Annotated in this window: 13 protein-coding genes; 2 read left to right on the top strand and 11 right to left on the bottom strand. The window is 43.5% G+C overall.

Translation table 11 applies throughout. The annotated features are described in order from the left end of the window. Nucleotides 1-164: 164 nt before the first annotated feature. From PWP39_RS04560 to PWP39_RS04540, 5 genes are all read right to left on the bottom strand, one after another. Nucleotides 165-812, bottom strand: coding sequence for a hypothetical protein (locus tag PWP39_RS04560; RefSeq protein ID WP_288072860.1), 648 nt, complete (start codon nucleotides 810-812; stop codon nucleotides 165-167). A gap of 289 nt (nucleotides 813-1,101) precedes the next feature. Continuing rightward, complete coding sequence (locus PWP39_RS04555) at nucleotides 1,102-1,266, bottom strand: hypothetical protein (RefSeq protein ID WP_288072859.1); 165 nt, start codon at nucleotides 1,264-1,266, stop codon at nucleotides 1,102-1,104. Then, entirely contained in the window at nucleotides 1,263-1,388 is a 126-nt protein-coding gene (locus PWP39_RS04550) for a hypothetical protein (protein WP_288072858.1), read from the bottom strand. Before PWP39_RS04550 ends, PWP39_RS04555 begins: the two co-directional genes overlap by 4 nt. 433 nt (nucleotides 1,389-1,821) lie before the next feature. Beyond that, nucleotides 1,822-2,646 carry a hypothetical protein gene (locus PWP39_RS04545; protein WP_288072856.1) on the bottom strand — a complete coding sequence of 275 codons (825 nt, stop codon included), beginning with the start codon at nucleotides 2,644-2,646 and terminating at the stop codon, nucleotides 1,822-1,824. 14 nt (nucleotides 2,647-2,660) lie between these two features. Further along, a complete protein-coding gene (locus PWP39_RS04540) occupies nucleotides 2,661-3,728 on the bottom strand; it encodes a restriction endonuclease (RefSeq protein WP_288072855.1) in 1,068 nt (355 codons plus the stop codon). Nucleotides 3,729-4,605: 877 nt separating this feature from the next. Here PWP39_RS04540 and PWP39_RS04535 point away from each other — a divergent pair. Beyond that, the gene (locus PWP39_RS04535; RefSeq protein ID WP_288072853.1) at nucleotides 4,606-5,442 is read left to right on the top strand and encodes a hypothetical protein; all 837 of its coding nucleotides are present in this window, start codon (nucleotides 4,606-4,608) and stop codon (nucleotides 5,440-5,442) included. A 356-nt stretch (nucleotides 5,443-5,798) separates the two neighbouring features. Beyond that, the gene (locus PWP39_RS04530; RefSeq protein WP_288072851.1) at nucleotides 5,799-6,521 is read left to right on the top strand and encodes a hypothetical protein; all 723 of its coding nucleotides are present in this window, start codon (nucleotides 5,799-5,801) and stop codon (nucleotides 6,519-6,521) included. Here PWP39_RS04530 and PWP39_RS04525 read toward each other — a convergent pair. From PWP39_RS04525 to PWP39_RS04500, 6 genes are all read right to left on the bottom strand, one after another. Further along, complete coding sequence (locus tag PWP39_RS04525; RefSeq protein ID WP_288072849.1) at nucleotides 6,505-7,221, bottom strand: anaerobic ribonucleoside-triphosphate reductase activating protein; 717 nt, start codon at nucleotides 7,219-7,221, stop codon at nucleotides 6,505-6,507. The genes PWP39_RS04530 and PWP39_RS04525 overlap by 17 nt on opposite strands. Nucleotides 7,222-7,230: 9 nt before the next feature. Continuing rightward, complete coding sequence (locus PWP39_RS04520; RefSeq protein WP_288072848.1) at nucleotides 7,231-9,048, bottom strand: anaerobic ribonucleoside triphosphate reductase; 1,818 nt, start codon at nucleotides 9,046-9,048, stop codon at nucleotides 7,231-7,233. 219 nt (nucleotides 9,049-9,267) lie between these two features. Then, complete coding sequence (locus PWP39_RS04515) at nucleotides 9,268-10,362, bottom strand: ABC transporter ATP-binding protein (RefSeq protein WP_288072847.1); 1,095 nt, start codon at nucleotides 10,360-10,362, stop codon at nucleotides 9,268-9,270. A 5-nt stretch (nucleotides 10,363-10,367) separates the two neighbouring features. Further along, nucleotides 10,368-11,201 carry a carbohydrate ABC transporter permease gene (locus PWP39_RS04510; protein ID WP_288072846.1) on the bottom strand — a complete coding sequence of 278 codons (834 nt, stop codon included), beginning with the start codon at nucleotides 11,199-11,201 and terminating at the stop codon, nucleotides 10,368-10,370. Next, complete coding sequence (locus PWP39_RS04505) at nucleotides 11,198-12,052, bottom strand: carbohydrate ABC transporter permease (RefSeq protein ID WP_011013110.1); 855 nt, start codon at nucleotides 12,050-12,052, stop codon at nucleotides 11,198-11,200. Before PWP39_RS04505 ends, PWP39_RS04510 begins: the two co-directional genes overlap by 4 nt. A 38-nt stretch (nucleotides 12,053-12,090) precedes the next feature. Continuing rightward, nucleotides 12,091-13,347 (bottom strand): ABC transporter substrate-binding protein, encoded by a 1,257-nt coding sequence (locus PWP39_RS04500; RefSeq protein ID WP_288072844.1) that lies wholly within the window; start codon nucleotides 13,345-13,347, stop codon nucleotides 12,091-12,093. Between the last annotated feature and the right edge of the window lie 2 nt (nucleotides 13,348-13,349).

The following is a 13,349-nucleotide window of genomic DNA, read 5'->3' as shown; positions in this document are numbered from 1 at the left end:
ACTACTGCCCAACTTCCGATGAAATTTTCTTCATATTTTTGCAGTTTTCTGGGTGCGAGATCATCGGCACCCCGCTTGGTAACCTGTTCGGTTTATCCACTTCTCAATAACCCTCTTCAAACTCTCCCCTGAGCCAGTGCGCTTTTCCCCGTTCTTCAAGTCTATCAATAACCTCCTTCCTTCACAGTCCTTATGACATCCTCCTCCACTTCCCTCATGCCGGCCTTCACCACCGAGCCGGTCTTGACGTTTACAAAAATCAGTTCATGGTTCTTTTTAAAGACGAACAGTGGGCTCGGCCATTCGTTCCCGAAGAACGGCACGAGGTACTCCAAAGGCTCCTCTCCAAGCAGAGAGAATACCCTCATTACCACGTCTTCGTATGGCATTAGCTTGGCCTGGCACCTGTTCTCCAGGCCACGGATAACCCTCAGGACGTCTAACAGCGAGCCGGCAAAGCTCACCGGCTCAACGAGCCCGCTAAACACTTCCCTTCCACAGCTTATGATGGCGTAAACCACTGGAATTGTACTGTCTTTACCTCTCAGTTCGCCCACCCATTCGACCCTTATCTCGAACTTCTCTACCGCCGGGAGAATACCTCTTCTCCTTGCAAGGTCTTCTGCAAGCCCAAGCCACTCCCTAAGCCCATCATCCGGGAATTCTCTCAGGAAGGTTGAGACAAACCGAATTGAAGAGGCAACGAAAAGCTCCACGGGGACTTCTATGACCTTCCACATACCTTTTTTGTCCTCCCGGTAGACTTCGAGGTGCATGCCATCCTTTCCTTTCTTGATGCGCACATATGACATGGGATCGTAGGTACCGAAGTTTAAAACTAAGTCCTCCTGGCAGTATTTTTCGGAAAATAGGAGTACATCAACCTCTCCCGCCCTCAGGTGAAGTTCCCTGACGCCCTCGCATAAGTTAACAGCAAAGGTTATTGCTTCAATAACATCCCTGATGGCGTCCTTCGCGGTGCAGATCCCCAGCGGGATAACCTAGTCCCCATACTCTATGGCTATTGTCAGGTCGTCCAGTGACACTTTTCTCTGAAGGGCCTCGCGCCACCCGAGAAAAGAAAAGGAGAAAGACATGCACTCACCTCCTTCTTTCCAAGTATGCTGTGATAATTCTGTATAGTGCCTTTGACTTGTCGTACTCTAAGATAACCCTTAAAGTTTTTGACGTGTGAGAATCTGTTCTGAGCTCTGGAAATGTTTTCCGTATTACTATTCTCTCAGGATCCCTTGGATCACAGGTCACTTTCCTGTCTCAATTGTCTCCTTGATTAAAATCACAATCTCCCTCATTGTCAGGTATTTTGGGAATATCGTTGGGTCTGCCTGTCCATCGTACTCGTAGACTCCAAATACATGCCTGCCCACTATATGGGCACCCCTATTTTTGTCAGCACAACTCTGCCTGGGGGAAAGTTCCCACATGAAGCTCCTCTGAACGTTACCCTGTATTCATCGTGGAATTCTTCTACTACAGTCTTCGCCTTTTCAGCGTCCCATCCGTTGAGCCATGCTTTTGCGAGGAGCTGACCGAATTTTTTCGGGTTAAAATGGGTCTTCGATGGCTTTGATTTTGTCCCTGGTTATTGTGATGACTGGTTTTACTATGATGGCTTCCTTTTTAAGCCCTCCCCAATTCTTCTTGATATAACCATAGCCAATCTCTACTCTGGTTCCCCAAATGTTAGTCTTGACGCTCTTTACCAGCTCCTGCCCGTTGTATGCGAGTTGGTAAACTTACTGACTGATTAAACACCAAAAGAACCAAAATTCTCCCAGCCCCCTCAAAACACTAAAATAATCAACTTCCATCTTCACCCACCTGTGCTTTGAAGTATTCTTCAGCCCGCCTTACAAGGAATTCATCTTCGACCTTTTTCCCAATCCTTTTAAAGACTGTAGCAGTTAGTTTCTGGCTGAAGAAGGTCTTATCCTCCAGGAGTTCCTGGTAAGAGTCTTCATAAGTCAAACTACTCTCCCACACTGAGACGAGGATTTTATACCCGTCCAGGCTTTTTATGAGAACGTACTCTTTCCTCTCCCTCCCAGGCCTCTCAATCAGCTCGTAGAAACCATCCTCGAGAGGGAGTAGGTTGGCTTTCACCACAGTGAGGCCAGAGGGGAGTATTTTCTCCTTCTTCTCGATGATGGAAACGAGCTCCATGTAGAGAAGGAACTCATCATCTTCTTTTAGACCTATTTTGGTGAGGTCAATCCCATCATTATATCCTGACACCATTAAAAAGTCCTCTCGCATAAAGAACTTTAGAAAATTCAGGAGGTCACTGGATTTCACGAACATCCATGAGCTTCTCGGTTGAGGCTTAAGTTCGAGTAGGGAATACTTTCCAACCGTGAACAATCTTAGGTCAAAGTACTCGATGGGCCAGAAACTCTCGTCTGAGGTTTCCAGGGGAGTGTTTGACCATAGGCCTCCCTTTTTAACAAACGCTATTGGGTACTTCAAAAGCCCCCTCTTGAGGAACGCCTGCCTTTCAATCTCCATAAACTTCCTATCGGATTCATCCGGCTCCTGGAGTCGGACTTTTAAATTTGAACTAATGAAGCGTTCAATATCTTCAGGAGACTTGTCAAAAATAAAATATAGGAAGTAATCAACCCCCATTTCTATTACCCCCCTCAGTTGAATTCCGAACCGTGGTATTTAAGTTCAATGTTCACTCCATACTTAGCCTTTGCCTCGCGGACTGCCTCTCTGATTCTGTACCATTGCCCCATACTAGCAGTATCCCGCGAGTAGTACACGACGAGCTTCTCCACTCCATTCATGTTAGCGTATTCCGCCTCTTTCAGCAATTGCTCTTCAGAGATCTTACTGCTCTTTCTCTTGCACTCAATGTAAACTCTCTCACTACCCTTCTGAGCTATGATGTCAATATCACCAGTTTCGCCATGAAGCTTAAAATCGTGTTCCACTTCCTTGATGATCCATCCCTCATGCTTCAGGTAACTCACGACTTCTGCTTCGTAGAGAGGGCCTAGAGTTTTCTCGTCTCTGAAATCGGCATTGATCTTCTTGATTAACTCGTCACCTCCTCTGACGCTCTCCACGTCTTCAAGGACTTTCTCTAGTTTCTTAACGTCCCAGCCTTTGTCAACAATGAACCGTCTGGCATCACCGTTAGTTATTCCCAGTTCGTATATTCTCTTTAGGGCTTTTGCTACCTCATCAAAATCCTCACCTTTTCTTAATCCCCCGTCCTTGACAACGTATTTTTCAACGATCTTCCCTATGTAGTCTTTTCCAAGCTTGTTACTCACCCATTCTGCAGCCTCTTTGGAAGCGTACGTGATTTCCTTAACGACTTTGTTATCCTTGAAGAGACCGATCAGCACCTTATTGCGGCTGATGATCTTAATTCCGAGTTTTGCCCCCTTAATTCCTAGTTTCTCTGCAATTTTAGCTGGGTCAATGAGTATTGTGACCGCATCATAGACTGCCGCAACTTCCGGGGAAACGTAGTGCTCAAGGAACCAGCTCGCTGCGGCATCAAGTATTATAAGACCAATCCACCAGAACTGCGGCCGAACCTCGTCCCCGGGCTTTTTCTCGGGATTAAACTCTGGCGGAACCGTTATGGTACTGTTCACCGTGCTGTTAGCAGAGCTTGCCATGGCGGTAGCACTGCTAACAGTCAGTCCCAAAATCAAAAACCCGAAGAGTACGGCAAGGGCTTTCTTCCACATTCTTGAACACCCCCACAGAGTCCAATGGATAGCAAATCCAAAACCTTAAAAGATTTACTATCAAAAGTTTAACAAGGCAATGAAAATCAGAATAAAATCTAACCAGGAAGAGTTTGAGTGATACAATTACCAAAAACATGGCAACCCGATAATAACAAGCATTAAAAAGAAAAATAGAAAAACCCTCACTTCAGCCTCCTTTCCACAGAATAAGTGGGACATCATCTCCCAAAGTCATTTAGTCGCATCATCAAAGAAGTATTAAACCTAGAGTAAACCTAACGTTATACTAGAAGATGAATAGAAAAACAACCCTGTGAAAAGTCCTTATTCCAGAAACGCCTTGTCCGCTCCTTCAACGTTATGAACTAGCACTCAACTCGGCCCAAATGTAACGTGAAGATTGATGCGAACACGCCAGCAATATACGTCCATACAACTTGGGAGAATCCTCCGACAGGATGGGTAAGGGTCGGCAATTGAGTAGACGCTATGGTAACAACAGTGAAGCCATTTCTAACTGTTTTTCTTTTTGCATGATTTCATAGAAAACAATGGGGAAAATATATAAAGGATGAGGATGTACTCTGGTTTGCTCCGCATGCGGGGTCGGTTAATACCCCAAGAGGGGTGGTCTTGAACCTTCGGATGTGGGGCTCTGGGGTTACCCTGAATGGGTTGGAGGTTTGAAGGGTTTTAAAACCCGATGAAGGGCCGATGAAGACCAACCCCTATGGGGTTATGGCAGTAGAAAAACAAAGAATTGGGATGAAATTCCACAAAACTACACCAAAACCCCCGTAGGGGGAACCCCGATGAAAATGTGCTTGGATGGTGTATGTCCATACGTAGTCACAACTGTCAGGGAGTGATTCGGTTGGAAAAGAAGTTCATCTTCGGCGCCATTGTTTTTGTTTTTCTTTTCTCCCTGGTTCTTCTTGCACGTATCTTTCCACGTGGGAACTCTGAGTGTAAACTCTCGATGAGCAATTTCTCCACCGACTGTCTTCCTTCTGTCCCATATTCCCCCTTATGGCCCACCACTGCAGTGAAGATCGTTGGAGATAAGTTTGTTTTCTTCTCTGAAGAGTATGTTTATGAAGTTAGAGAAAATGAGGTCATCTCAGTATTTTTCAACGGTGAAGAAAGCAACTGGACTAAAGAGCTGGGCATCTCACCACAGTGTGTGATATGGGGAGGGGAGTGGGAGGTAACACTCCCAAAGGACACGAAGCGTTTGGTGCATTATATCCAGTACGAGTATGGAAGCTGTTTGGGGGAGGGTTCTAGACCAGAGAGAATTGAACTAGGCAGTGCTTGGGGATCAGGTGGAAGCTTGAGAGTTGCCTACTATTTCATCCCGCTCGACAGGGGACAGTGGGTTTTCTGGCCTGAACCAGTTTTTGGAGGGATAATCGAGCCCCACAGGGTTGAGGCTAGTTGTTCGTGTCCTCTTGAGATTATCCTTGAAAGGATTAGAGTGGATGTTGAGCACCTTAACTTCACCTCTGTTCAAGACTTTGGGAAATGGCAGGAGGGTCCCATGGAAGTGGTGTTTTCAAGGCTCTACACGAGGAACGGTGACTATCTGTACATTGAATGCGAGAAAATAAAGAGCCTTGGACTTGCCAGAATCTTGATAGTCAATGGACCAAAAAACACGGTAGTGCCCTATCTCAACCTAGCTGGAGAAAAATTAGAATTGGAAGATTAAACGTTTTCAATCAATTTGGCCACTCAACAACGTAGCAGTGAAAATCCGAAAGAATGAGTCAGGGCGTTCGATCATCTGCCTGATAGCTCCTTTCACCAGTCATGGTCGGAATCCCATCTACATATGGAAGAGAAGTCGGATTCTACAGTTCTGCTTGGTGGTTTTGAGTATTTGGTTCTTGGGGAGGGTTTCAAGTTGGTTTTAAATTTTGGCGAGTTTGAAGATGTTGTACTCCTTCCTATTTTGAGAATACTTTTTTGGGTGAACAGGAGTTCTTTTCTAACACCTCTCCTGTTTATCTTGACAGTATAAACTTTTATATAGTATAAAAGTTGAAGAGAGAGAAGGTGCATGTCATGAGAAAAATTTTCCTGTTTGTGTTGATTGTCGTATCTGGCATTATTATGGCGGGATGCATTAATAGAGGAACATCAACGACAGAAGTATCAAAAGAAGAACTTTATGCAAAGCTGGAAAATACAACAACATTTGGAGTTCTGTGGAACTTAGAACTTTTAAACTCCACGACAAGAGAAATCCTCGCAACTTCAAAAGGCAAGGCGGTGATATATCCTAATTTGGTCTTGTCTTATAGGGAAAGTAAAGGAGAAAATTGGATTTCAAAGTCCGTCATAACATGGGAAAACAATGAGGGCAGTTTAATTTTCGTAATGACAATGGATAATGAAACTCGGAAATTCGAAGATTCTAAAGAATTTAACGTTACCATGGCTAGAAAAATGGCTTTCCCAGGGGGAGAAATTGAGCTTCTCTTACTTAATAACATGGAGTTCAACTCTACAAAAGTGGAGGTAAAGTGCGATGGAGAATGTGTGCTAAGGATAATTAAGGAGGACAGCGAGATTCTATACGATATACAAGGTGCATGGAAGATTGAGTACATTGAGGGAAACGTTACTTTTGATCCAAATACAAAGGAACTTTCAAAAGTTGAAATTGTTATGGGAACTTCTCAGGGGTTTGTTGAGAAGATTAGATATGAGTTTGTCAAAAACAACCTCAATGAAATTAAGGCTGAAATAGAAAGAATAAGGGAAGAGCTCAAGAATACTTCCTGATGATAATCTTCCTCACTCCCATCTCTTCCAGTTTTTCTTTTATTAACTCAATTTCTCTGTCGGCCCAACAGTGTTTGTTGCACCACTCTTCATCCCTGGGATTTGTTAAGGGAGACCCCACTAGGGGATTTAGCACAACATAGAAATCTGTCTCTATCCTTTCTAGGCCTTCTTTGACCCATTTCATAATTTCTTTAGTGGTGAATCCCCTGCTCACAGGAATTCTAAGCTCTAGCGGTATGGAATTTTCAGAGACTATTTCTAGACCTTTCAAAAATAGCTGCCAAAGCTTGAGGGAAACATTTTTTGGTAGGCCATAAAGTTCGGTTGGTGGAGCCTTTAAATCCGTAGCTATATGATCTACAAAGTCAATTATCTTCTCCAAGGGTTTCACTAATGTGAGGTTTGAATTAAGACTCACTGGAATATATTTCCTAACTTCCATAAGAAGATTCCGAAGTTCTCTCCACTGAACTAGTGGCTCTCCTCCCGTCACATGGAAGTAATTTACGAGGTATGAATTTCTCTCAACTTCTTCAATTAACTCCCTCTTCTCTACTTTAAGGCACTCTATTCCCTGGGCAAGCTTCCAGTTGTGACAAAATGGACATCTGAGATTGCACCCACAAAGCCAAAGGGTAAAAGTGACTTTTCCGGGAATGTCCACCATGCTTACTGCCTTCCAACCTCCGATAAGCATAGAGACACCTCAGGCTGAGTAATGTCTTCTTCTACAGAACTCTTTCTTCCTGTATGGGTTCCAGTTCTTCAATGGTCTATAATAGCCTATTATCCTGCTCCATACCTCTACATCGTGACTTCCACACCTGGGACAACTTGTATATAATCCTGTGAAGGAAGATTTACATGAGTTGCAGACCGTTAAAGCTGGAGTGTAGCTCCAATACACTAGTTTGGTCTTCATTAGCTTTTTGGTTAGCTCGGCTAAAGCTTCAGGGTCTGGCTCTTCTCCCAAGAATATATGCATCATCACTCCTCCCGTGAAGCTCCCTTGAACAATTTCTTCAATTCTAATCCTGTCTCCCAGTTCAAGAGAGCCATAATAGGGAGATATGCTAGTTGAGTAGATAGGATTCTCAGGATCATCTATATATTCCTTCAACTCTGGAAAGTCCCTTATATCTTTGAGAGCCAACTTAGCTGCTGCGCTTTCTCCAGGAACCTCTTCAACATTCCATGGGATTCTTGTAGTTTTCATCCATTTCCTGGCCTTTTCTGTGGCGAACTCCACCATTCTCTTCATTAACCTTGCAGCCTCGATCCAATCTCTTCTATTTCCTTCTTTCCACAACTCTGGATAGTTAAGGTATATTGCTGCAGCCTCCGGAAGTCCCAGGATTCCAATAGTGTTAAAGTGGCTAGATGGAAACTCCTCTAGGTAATCCCTTATCATGCTATACATGTGGGGATAAGTGGAGAGTAACTTCACATACCTATTCCTAAACCATTCGGTCGTCGTCCTAACTATTTCAAGAGTATTTTCATATTCTTCCCAAAACTCATCTTCATCTCTGCTTTTAAGAGCAATCCTGGGAAGGTTAACTGTCGTAACATTTACAGAACCTGTGACATCAGGCATTGCCCATAATCCACCAAATCTTTGCCTTTCGAGCTTCTCTACATCTTCATCTAGCGAGAATGTATATGTGAATTCCCTCTTGTCTATATTTAACCTACAGCACATTGCATAGCTTGCATCTGGATCAACAACGTTGGTGTTCAACCAGTAGAAGCTTCCTCGTTTAGCAGCTGTGGTAAAGATAGCTTCAAAAACTTCGGGGTCATTCCAAATCATATCTGCAGTTACCATAAGCGTGGGAATTGGAAACGTAAAAGGTTGACCTATGGCATCTCCTTCTCTAAGAACTTCGGTTAGTGCCAATATGAACATCTTAGCCTCTCTCTCATATTCACCTAGAGGAGCTACTTCTTCTCCATTGTATATTGCGTAATCTCCTTCAAGCATTTTCTTTGGAGCATCGAGAGTTACCGTAAAGTTCGTAAAGGGGGTCTGAAGGCCAATTCTTGTTGGGTAATTTAGGTTATAGACTAACCTTTGAATATTTTGCTTTACTTTTCTTAGATCTAGATTTTCCTTCCTTATGAATGGTCCAGCATACCATTCAACGCTTGAGAAAGCCTGTGCACCAGAGAAGTAGTGTTGTAGGGTTATTAGGTAGTTTGCAATGTGGTCAACGAAGGTGTCGAAGTGCTTGGCTGGTCTGGAAGTTATTGTTGGTGTTCTTAGCCCTCTCTTGAGTAACCTGGCAATACTATGCCCTGTACAATAGGGGATGTAGAGACTATAGGGAAGTTTGTGGATGTAAATATCCCCTGAGAAGTGAGCCCTTAATCCGACCTCTGGAATTAAGCTTAAGCTACTTTTTAATGCCTCTTCCATTACATAGGCAAAGAATCCACTAGGTCCTGGGTATCTATTTGCGTTCTCCAGAACGTCAAGACTTCCCCACCTTGCATACTCGTGGATGATGTCCACCTTTTCCATGCTTTCACCCCTTTGGATATTTTGTCCAATCATACCCTGGGAAATATGTAGCTTTTATGGGTTGTGGAAAGAAAATTAGCATTTGGCTAAAATATCCATAAATGACTCTAGTAAATTGGTGAAGAGTTTAACTACCTAGCTGGCATTTAGACAATTAATGTTGCACCATCAATGCATGATAAAGAAACAAGGAAAGAAGGATATTTGAAAAAATGTCAATTAAATTATGGCCTTTTCTGAATTCTTGTCAAATATATGAATCTTGTCTAGATCTATTAGCACAGATACCTCTTTTCCTATCTCCAAAGGAATATGGCCAGGAAGCTTAACTTTTATAATTGACTCCTCGAACCTAACGTGCACTATTGTATCTGTTCCCAGTGCCTCAACGAAATCCACAACTCCCTTTATCTTTGCAGTTCTTCTCATGTGGGCAAGTTCGCTTATCCCTTCAATTACCATATGTTCGGGACGTATTCCAAAGAGAACGGTTTTCCCTATATAGTTCCTCAATGCTTCCATTATGTCATCTGGGAGCTCTATCTTAAATCCTTCTCCTTCCAGGTATCCTTCGCCTACTGAAACTTCTAAAATATTCATTTCTGGAGCTCCTATAAAGGTGGCTACAAAGACGGAGTTGGGGTTTAAGTAAACTTCAGTAGGCGAGCCAACTTGGAGTAACTTTCCTCTGTTCATTACTGCAATTCTATCTCCCATAGTCATTGCCTCAACTTGGTCGTGGGTTACGTAGATTGTAGTGACCTTAAGCTTCTGTTGCAACTTCTTTATCTCAGCCCTCATAGCGACTCTTAATTTAGCATCCAAGTTGCTTAACGGCTCATCCATAAGCAATACATCTGGCTCTACAACTATGGCCCTGGCAACTGTGACTCTCTGCCTCTGTCCTCCAGAGAGCTGTGCTGGATATCTGTCAAGTAATTCTTCAATTTGCAGGAGCTCTGCAGCCCACTTGACTCTCCTCTCTATCTCATCTTTTGGATACTTCTTGATCTTAAGCGGAAAGGCTATGTTCTCATAAACTGTCATGTGAGGCCACACGGCATAGCTCTGGAAAACCATGCTTACATTTCTATCTTTTGGAGGGAGGTATGTGACGTCTCTATCCCCGAAGTATATTTTCCCAGACGTTGGTTCTTCAAGCCCTGCAATCATTCTCAAAGTTGTCGTCTTTCCACATCCTGAGGGGCCCAATAACACTAGGAATTCTCCATCCTTAATCGTGAGATTTAAGCTATTAACTGCGGTAAAATCTCCAAACTTTTTTGTGAGATTCTCTAACCTTACCTCAACCATCTTTATCACCTCAGTGTTATTCCCCACATGGTTATCAGGTACTTCCTAGCGAAGAATATGAACAACATTGCTGGTAGAACCATTATAAAGGCGGCCGCGAACTTGTAGTAGGCAGGAGCTGCACCTCCTGCTGCGCCCGCAACTATGGAGAGGATTTGAGCAGGTAGGGTTCTGTTTTTGAGGGTTAATACTGAAGCAACAAATACCTCATTCCAGCTCATTACAAAGGTGAACATTGCAGCCGCGGCTAACCCAGGAAGAGCTAGAGGTAGAGTTATCGCTTTAAATGCCCCAAATCTAGTTAGGCCAAAGACCATCGCAGCCTCTTCCAGCTCTTTATCAACACTGGCGAATATGCTTGAAGTTATCAATACTACAAAGGGTAATGCCATAGCAGTATGAGCTAACGCAACACCCAGGAGTGTATCAACTAGATGTAATTTTATGTAGAGGACAACCAATGGAATCGCCATTATTGGAATTGGAAACATTCTCAGTGCTATTATGGAAAGCTTTATTGTGTCCTTACCTTTAAATACGTACCTTGCAATAGCATATCCCGCTGGAACTCCCAGCAAAAACGAGATTGCTATTGTTAGTAAAGCTACAATTACACTATTCTTGATTCCATCCCAGGCCCCAAGTGTAAAGAGGATTATCTTTACCCACTCCGAAGTAAAGCTGGTGGGTATTACCTTGTTTGGGTCATAGTAATCTGTCTTTGTTGAGAACGCGTAGAGGGCTGAAACAATGAGGGGAATTATTATCCAGGCAACGACGGTAAAGATGAACGCATAAAATAGGACTTTTTTAAGCATAAAAAGTGTTTTCTCGTTCATGTTCTCACCTCCAGATATTCAGCTTTCAGGAACTTAATGTACAATGCTCCGAGGAGTATTGATAATGCAGCTATTGTTAAGGCGTATATTGAGGCCACTCCATAATCCTTTATCTCCACCAATTGATAGAATCCCTCTCCGGCCAACACTGGGATGTCTCTTCCCGCTAATATCCAGACAATACCGAAGACCTGCATGGCGAAGAGCGTTCTAATAATGAGGGCGCTTTGAATGCTGGGCTTTAGCATTGGAATTACTATTTTCCTAAGTCTTGTCCAGTAGCCAGCTCCAAAAACTTCAGCAGCCTCTAGATACTCCTTACTTATCATTTGAAGTCCTGCAACCAAAATTACGAAGACTATGGCAGTAGCTCTCCAAACTTCTGCAATAACTATGGCTAGGAATTCCATCATCCTATATTCATACCCGAAGAAGTGAATTGGTTCTGAAATTAATCCCAGGTTCAAGAGAAGCTTATTTAAAAATCCATAATCGGCAAGCATTGTATACCAAATCAAGCCAGCGGCTACATCACTTATCGTTAAAGGTATAACTAGGGCGTATATAGCGAAATCTCTTCCTTTAAATGACCCATTAACGGCCAAAGCCAGTATCAATGCGAGGATAAGTTGGAGGGGAACTATGGTTATAGCCAGTAGAATTGTATATTTTAGCGCCTGCCAAAACATTGGATCAGAAGTGGCTCTCCTAACTGTATCCAATGAAAACGCGCCATTCTTAGTGAAAGCTAGGTAAAGGGCTTGAATCAGAGGATAGCCAATGAAAAACGCTAGGTAAGCCACGGCCGGTAAAATTAAAAGGTAGGGAATATGAGAACTTCTTATTTTCATTGCCCATCACCTAAAAAGAAAGAAAAAAGGGAATAAAATCAAGGCTCTGGAACTCCTACCTCTTCAAAGAGTTTGTGAAGCTTTGGACCCAACTCTTTCAGCACACTCTCTGGATCCTCTCCGTTGAGTACTATTCTAGTGAAGGCATCTCTGTAAATTGCGCTGAACTCTCCACCCTTCTCTCCCAGGTTGGGGATCATGACGATTAAGGCATCGCTTGTTGAGGACTGGGCAGTAACTCCGTTAACTAAAATCTTTAGTGGGCCCTCAGGAACTGCATTGCTTGCCTCCTTAACTGTTGGGAAGAATCCTACCTTCTCCATTACTTTAACCTGGGTTTCTGGCCTTGTTAAGTATTCAATCAACTTCCATGCTTCTTCCTGGTGTGGAGCATTCTTGGGTATGGCAAGTCCGGCTAGAACAACAATGAATCCTCTTCCCTTTGGCCCCCTGGGAACTGGGACTACAACGAATTGATCGGGCTTTGTGGTTATTGCATTCTTTATTCTAGCTGTGTGATCCCATGCAATCAAAACATCCCCTTGCAGTAGAGGATCTGCCATGGCATCCCACGTTGTTGAGGCTGGGTTAGTGTACTCCCAGAGGTCTTTGAAGTAATCCCACATCTCTAGGGCCTCAGGGCTATCGAATTTCTTTGTCTCATACCCAGTAAAGCTTGGGTATAGGTAGCCGTGGATGAACCTATGGAGTAGTCCCTTTGGACCAGCGGGTAATCCAAAGGCCTTCTTTCCAGTCTGCTTGTATATATTCTCAAGCCACTCTAGGAGGGCATCGTAAGTCCACTTCTCCGTCCCCTTCATTACATCTTCCTGAGTTAGGCCTTCAGGCAGGTACTTGAATGCTTCCTTATTGACCACCATTACGTAGGTAGCACTCATCCATGGAACGTAGAATACTTTTCCATTTTGATCTGTGGCGTATTGTAGGTAGCTCTCAATAAATGTTCTTCCTTGCAGTTCCTTTATCTTTCCGGAAAGATCAGTTAGCCATCCTTTGGAGTTGAAGTAATCCAATCCCCCGTGAAGGTCTGCAACCACATCTAGGGTTACTTCTCCAGAGCTCATCTCAGCCTCAAGTCTAGTTGAGAGGTCAGCATAGCTTAGTGGAACAAACTCTACGTCAATCCCTGTCTCCTCCTTGAATGGAGGAATTAGCTCGTTTAAAACAAACGCTCTCTCTTCTGGTGGGTTGAGCTGGGTAGAAGCCCAGACTATCTTTGCACCTCCCCCTCCAATGCATCCACTGGCAAACACTGCTATCCCTAGAAGTACAATTA

This window comes from Pyrococcus sp. (assembly GCF_030153625.1).
Classification (GTDB): Archaea; Methanobacteriota_B; Thermococci; order Thermococcales; family Thermococcaceae; genus Pyrococcus; species Pyrococcus furiosus.
This window is presented reverse-complemented; position numbering and strand designations above follow the sequence as displayed.

Bases quoted from the DNA above. Each gene is read 5' to 3' on its own strand.
- PWP39_RS04560 (WP_288072860.1), bottom strand. From the start codon at position 812: ATGTCATATGTGCGCATCAAGAAAGGAAAGGATGGCATGCACCTCGAA.
- PWP39_RS04545 (WP_288072856.1), bottom strand. From the start codon at position 2,646: ATGGGGGTTGATTACTTCCTATATTTTATTTTTGACAAGTCTCCTGAA.
- PWP39_RS04540 (WP_288072855.1), bottom strand. From the start codon at position 3,728: ATGTGGAAGAAAGCCCTTGCCGTACTCTTCGGGTTTTTGATTTTGGGA.
- PWP39_RS04530 (WP_288072851.1), top strand. From the start codon at position 5,799: ATGAGAAAAATTTTCCTGTTTGTGTTGATTGTCGTATCTGGCATTATT.
- PWP39_RS04525 (WP_288072849.1), bottom strand. From the start codon at position 7,221: ATGCTTATCGGAGGTTGGAAGGCAGTAAGCATGGTGGACATTCCCGGA.
- PWP39_RS04520 (WP_288072848.1), bottom strand. From the start codon at position 9,048: ATGGAAAAGGTGGACATCATCCACGAGTATGCAAGGTGGGGAAGTCTT.
- PWP39_RS04515 (WP_288072847.1), bottom strand. From the start codon at position 10,362: ATGGTTGAGGTAAGGTTAGAGAATCTCACAAAAAAGTTTGGAGATTTT.
- PWP39_RS04510 (WP_288072846.1), bottom strand. From the start codon at position 11,201: ATGAACGAGAAAACACTTTTTATGCTTAAAAAAGTCCTATTTTATGCG.
- PWP39_RS04505 (WP_011013110.1), bottom strand. From the start codon at position 12,052: ATGAAAATAAGAAGTTCTCATATTCCCTACCTTTTAATTTTACCGGCC.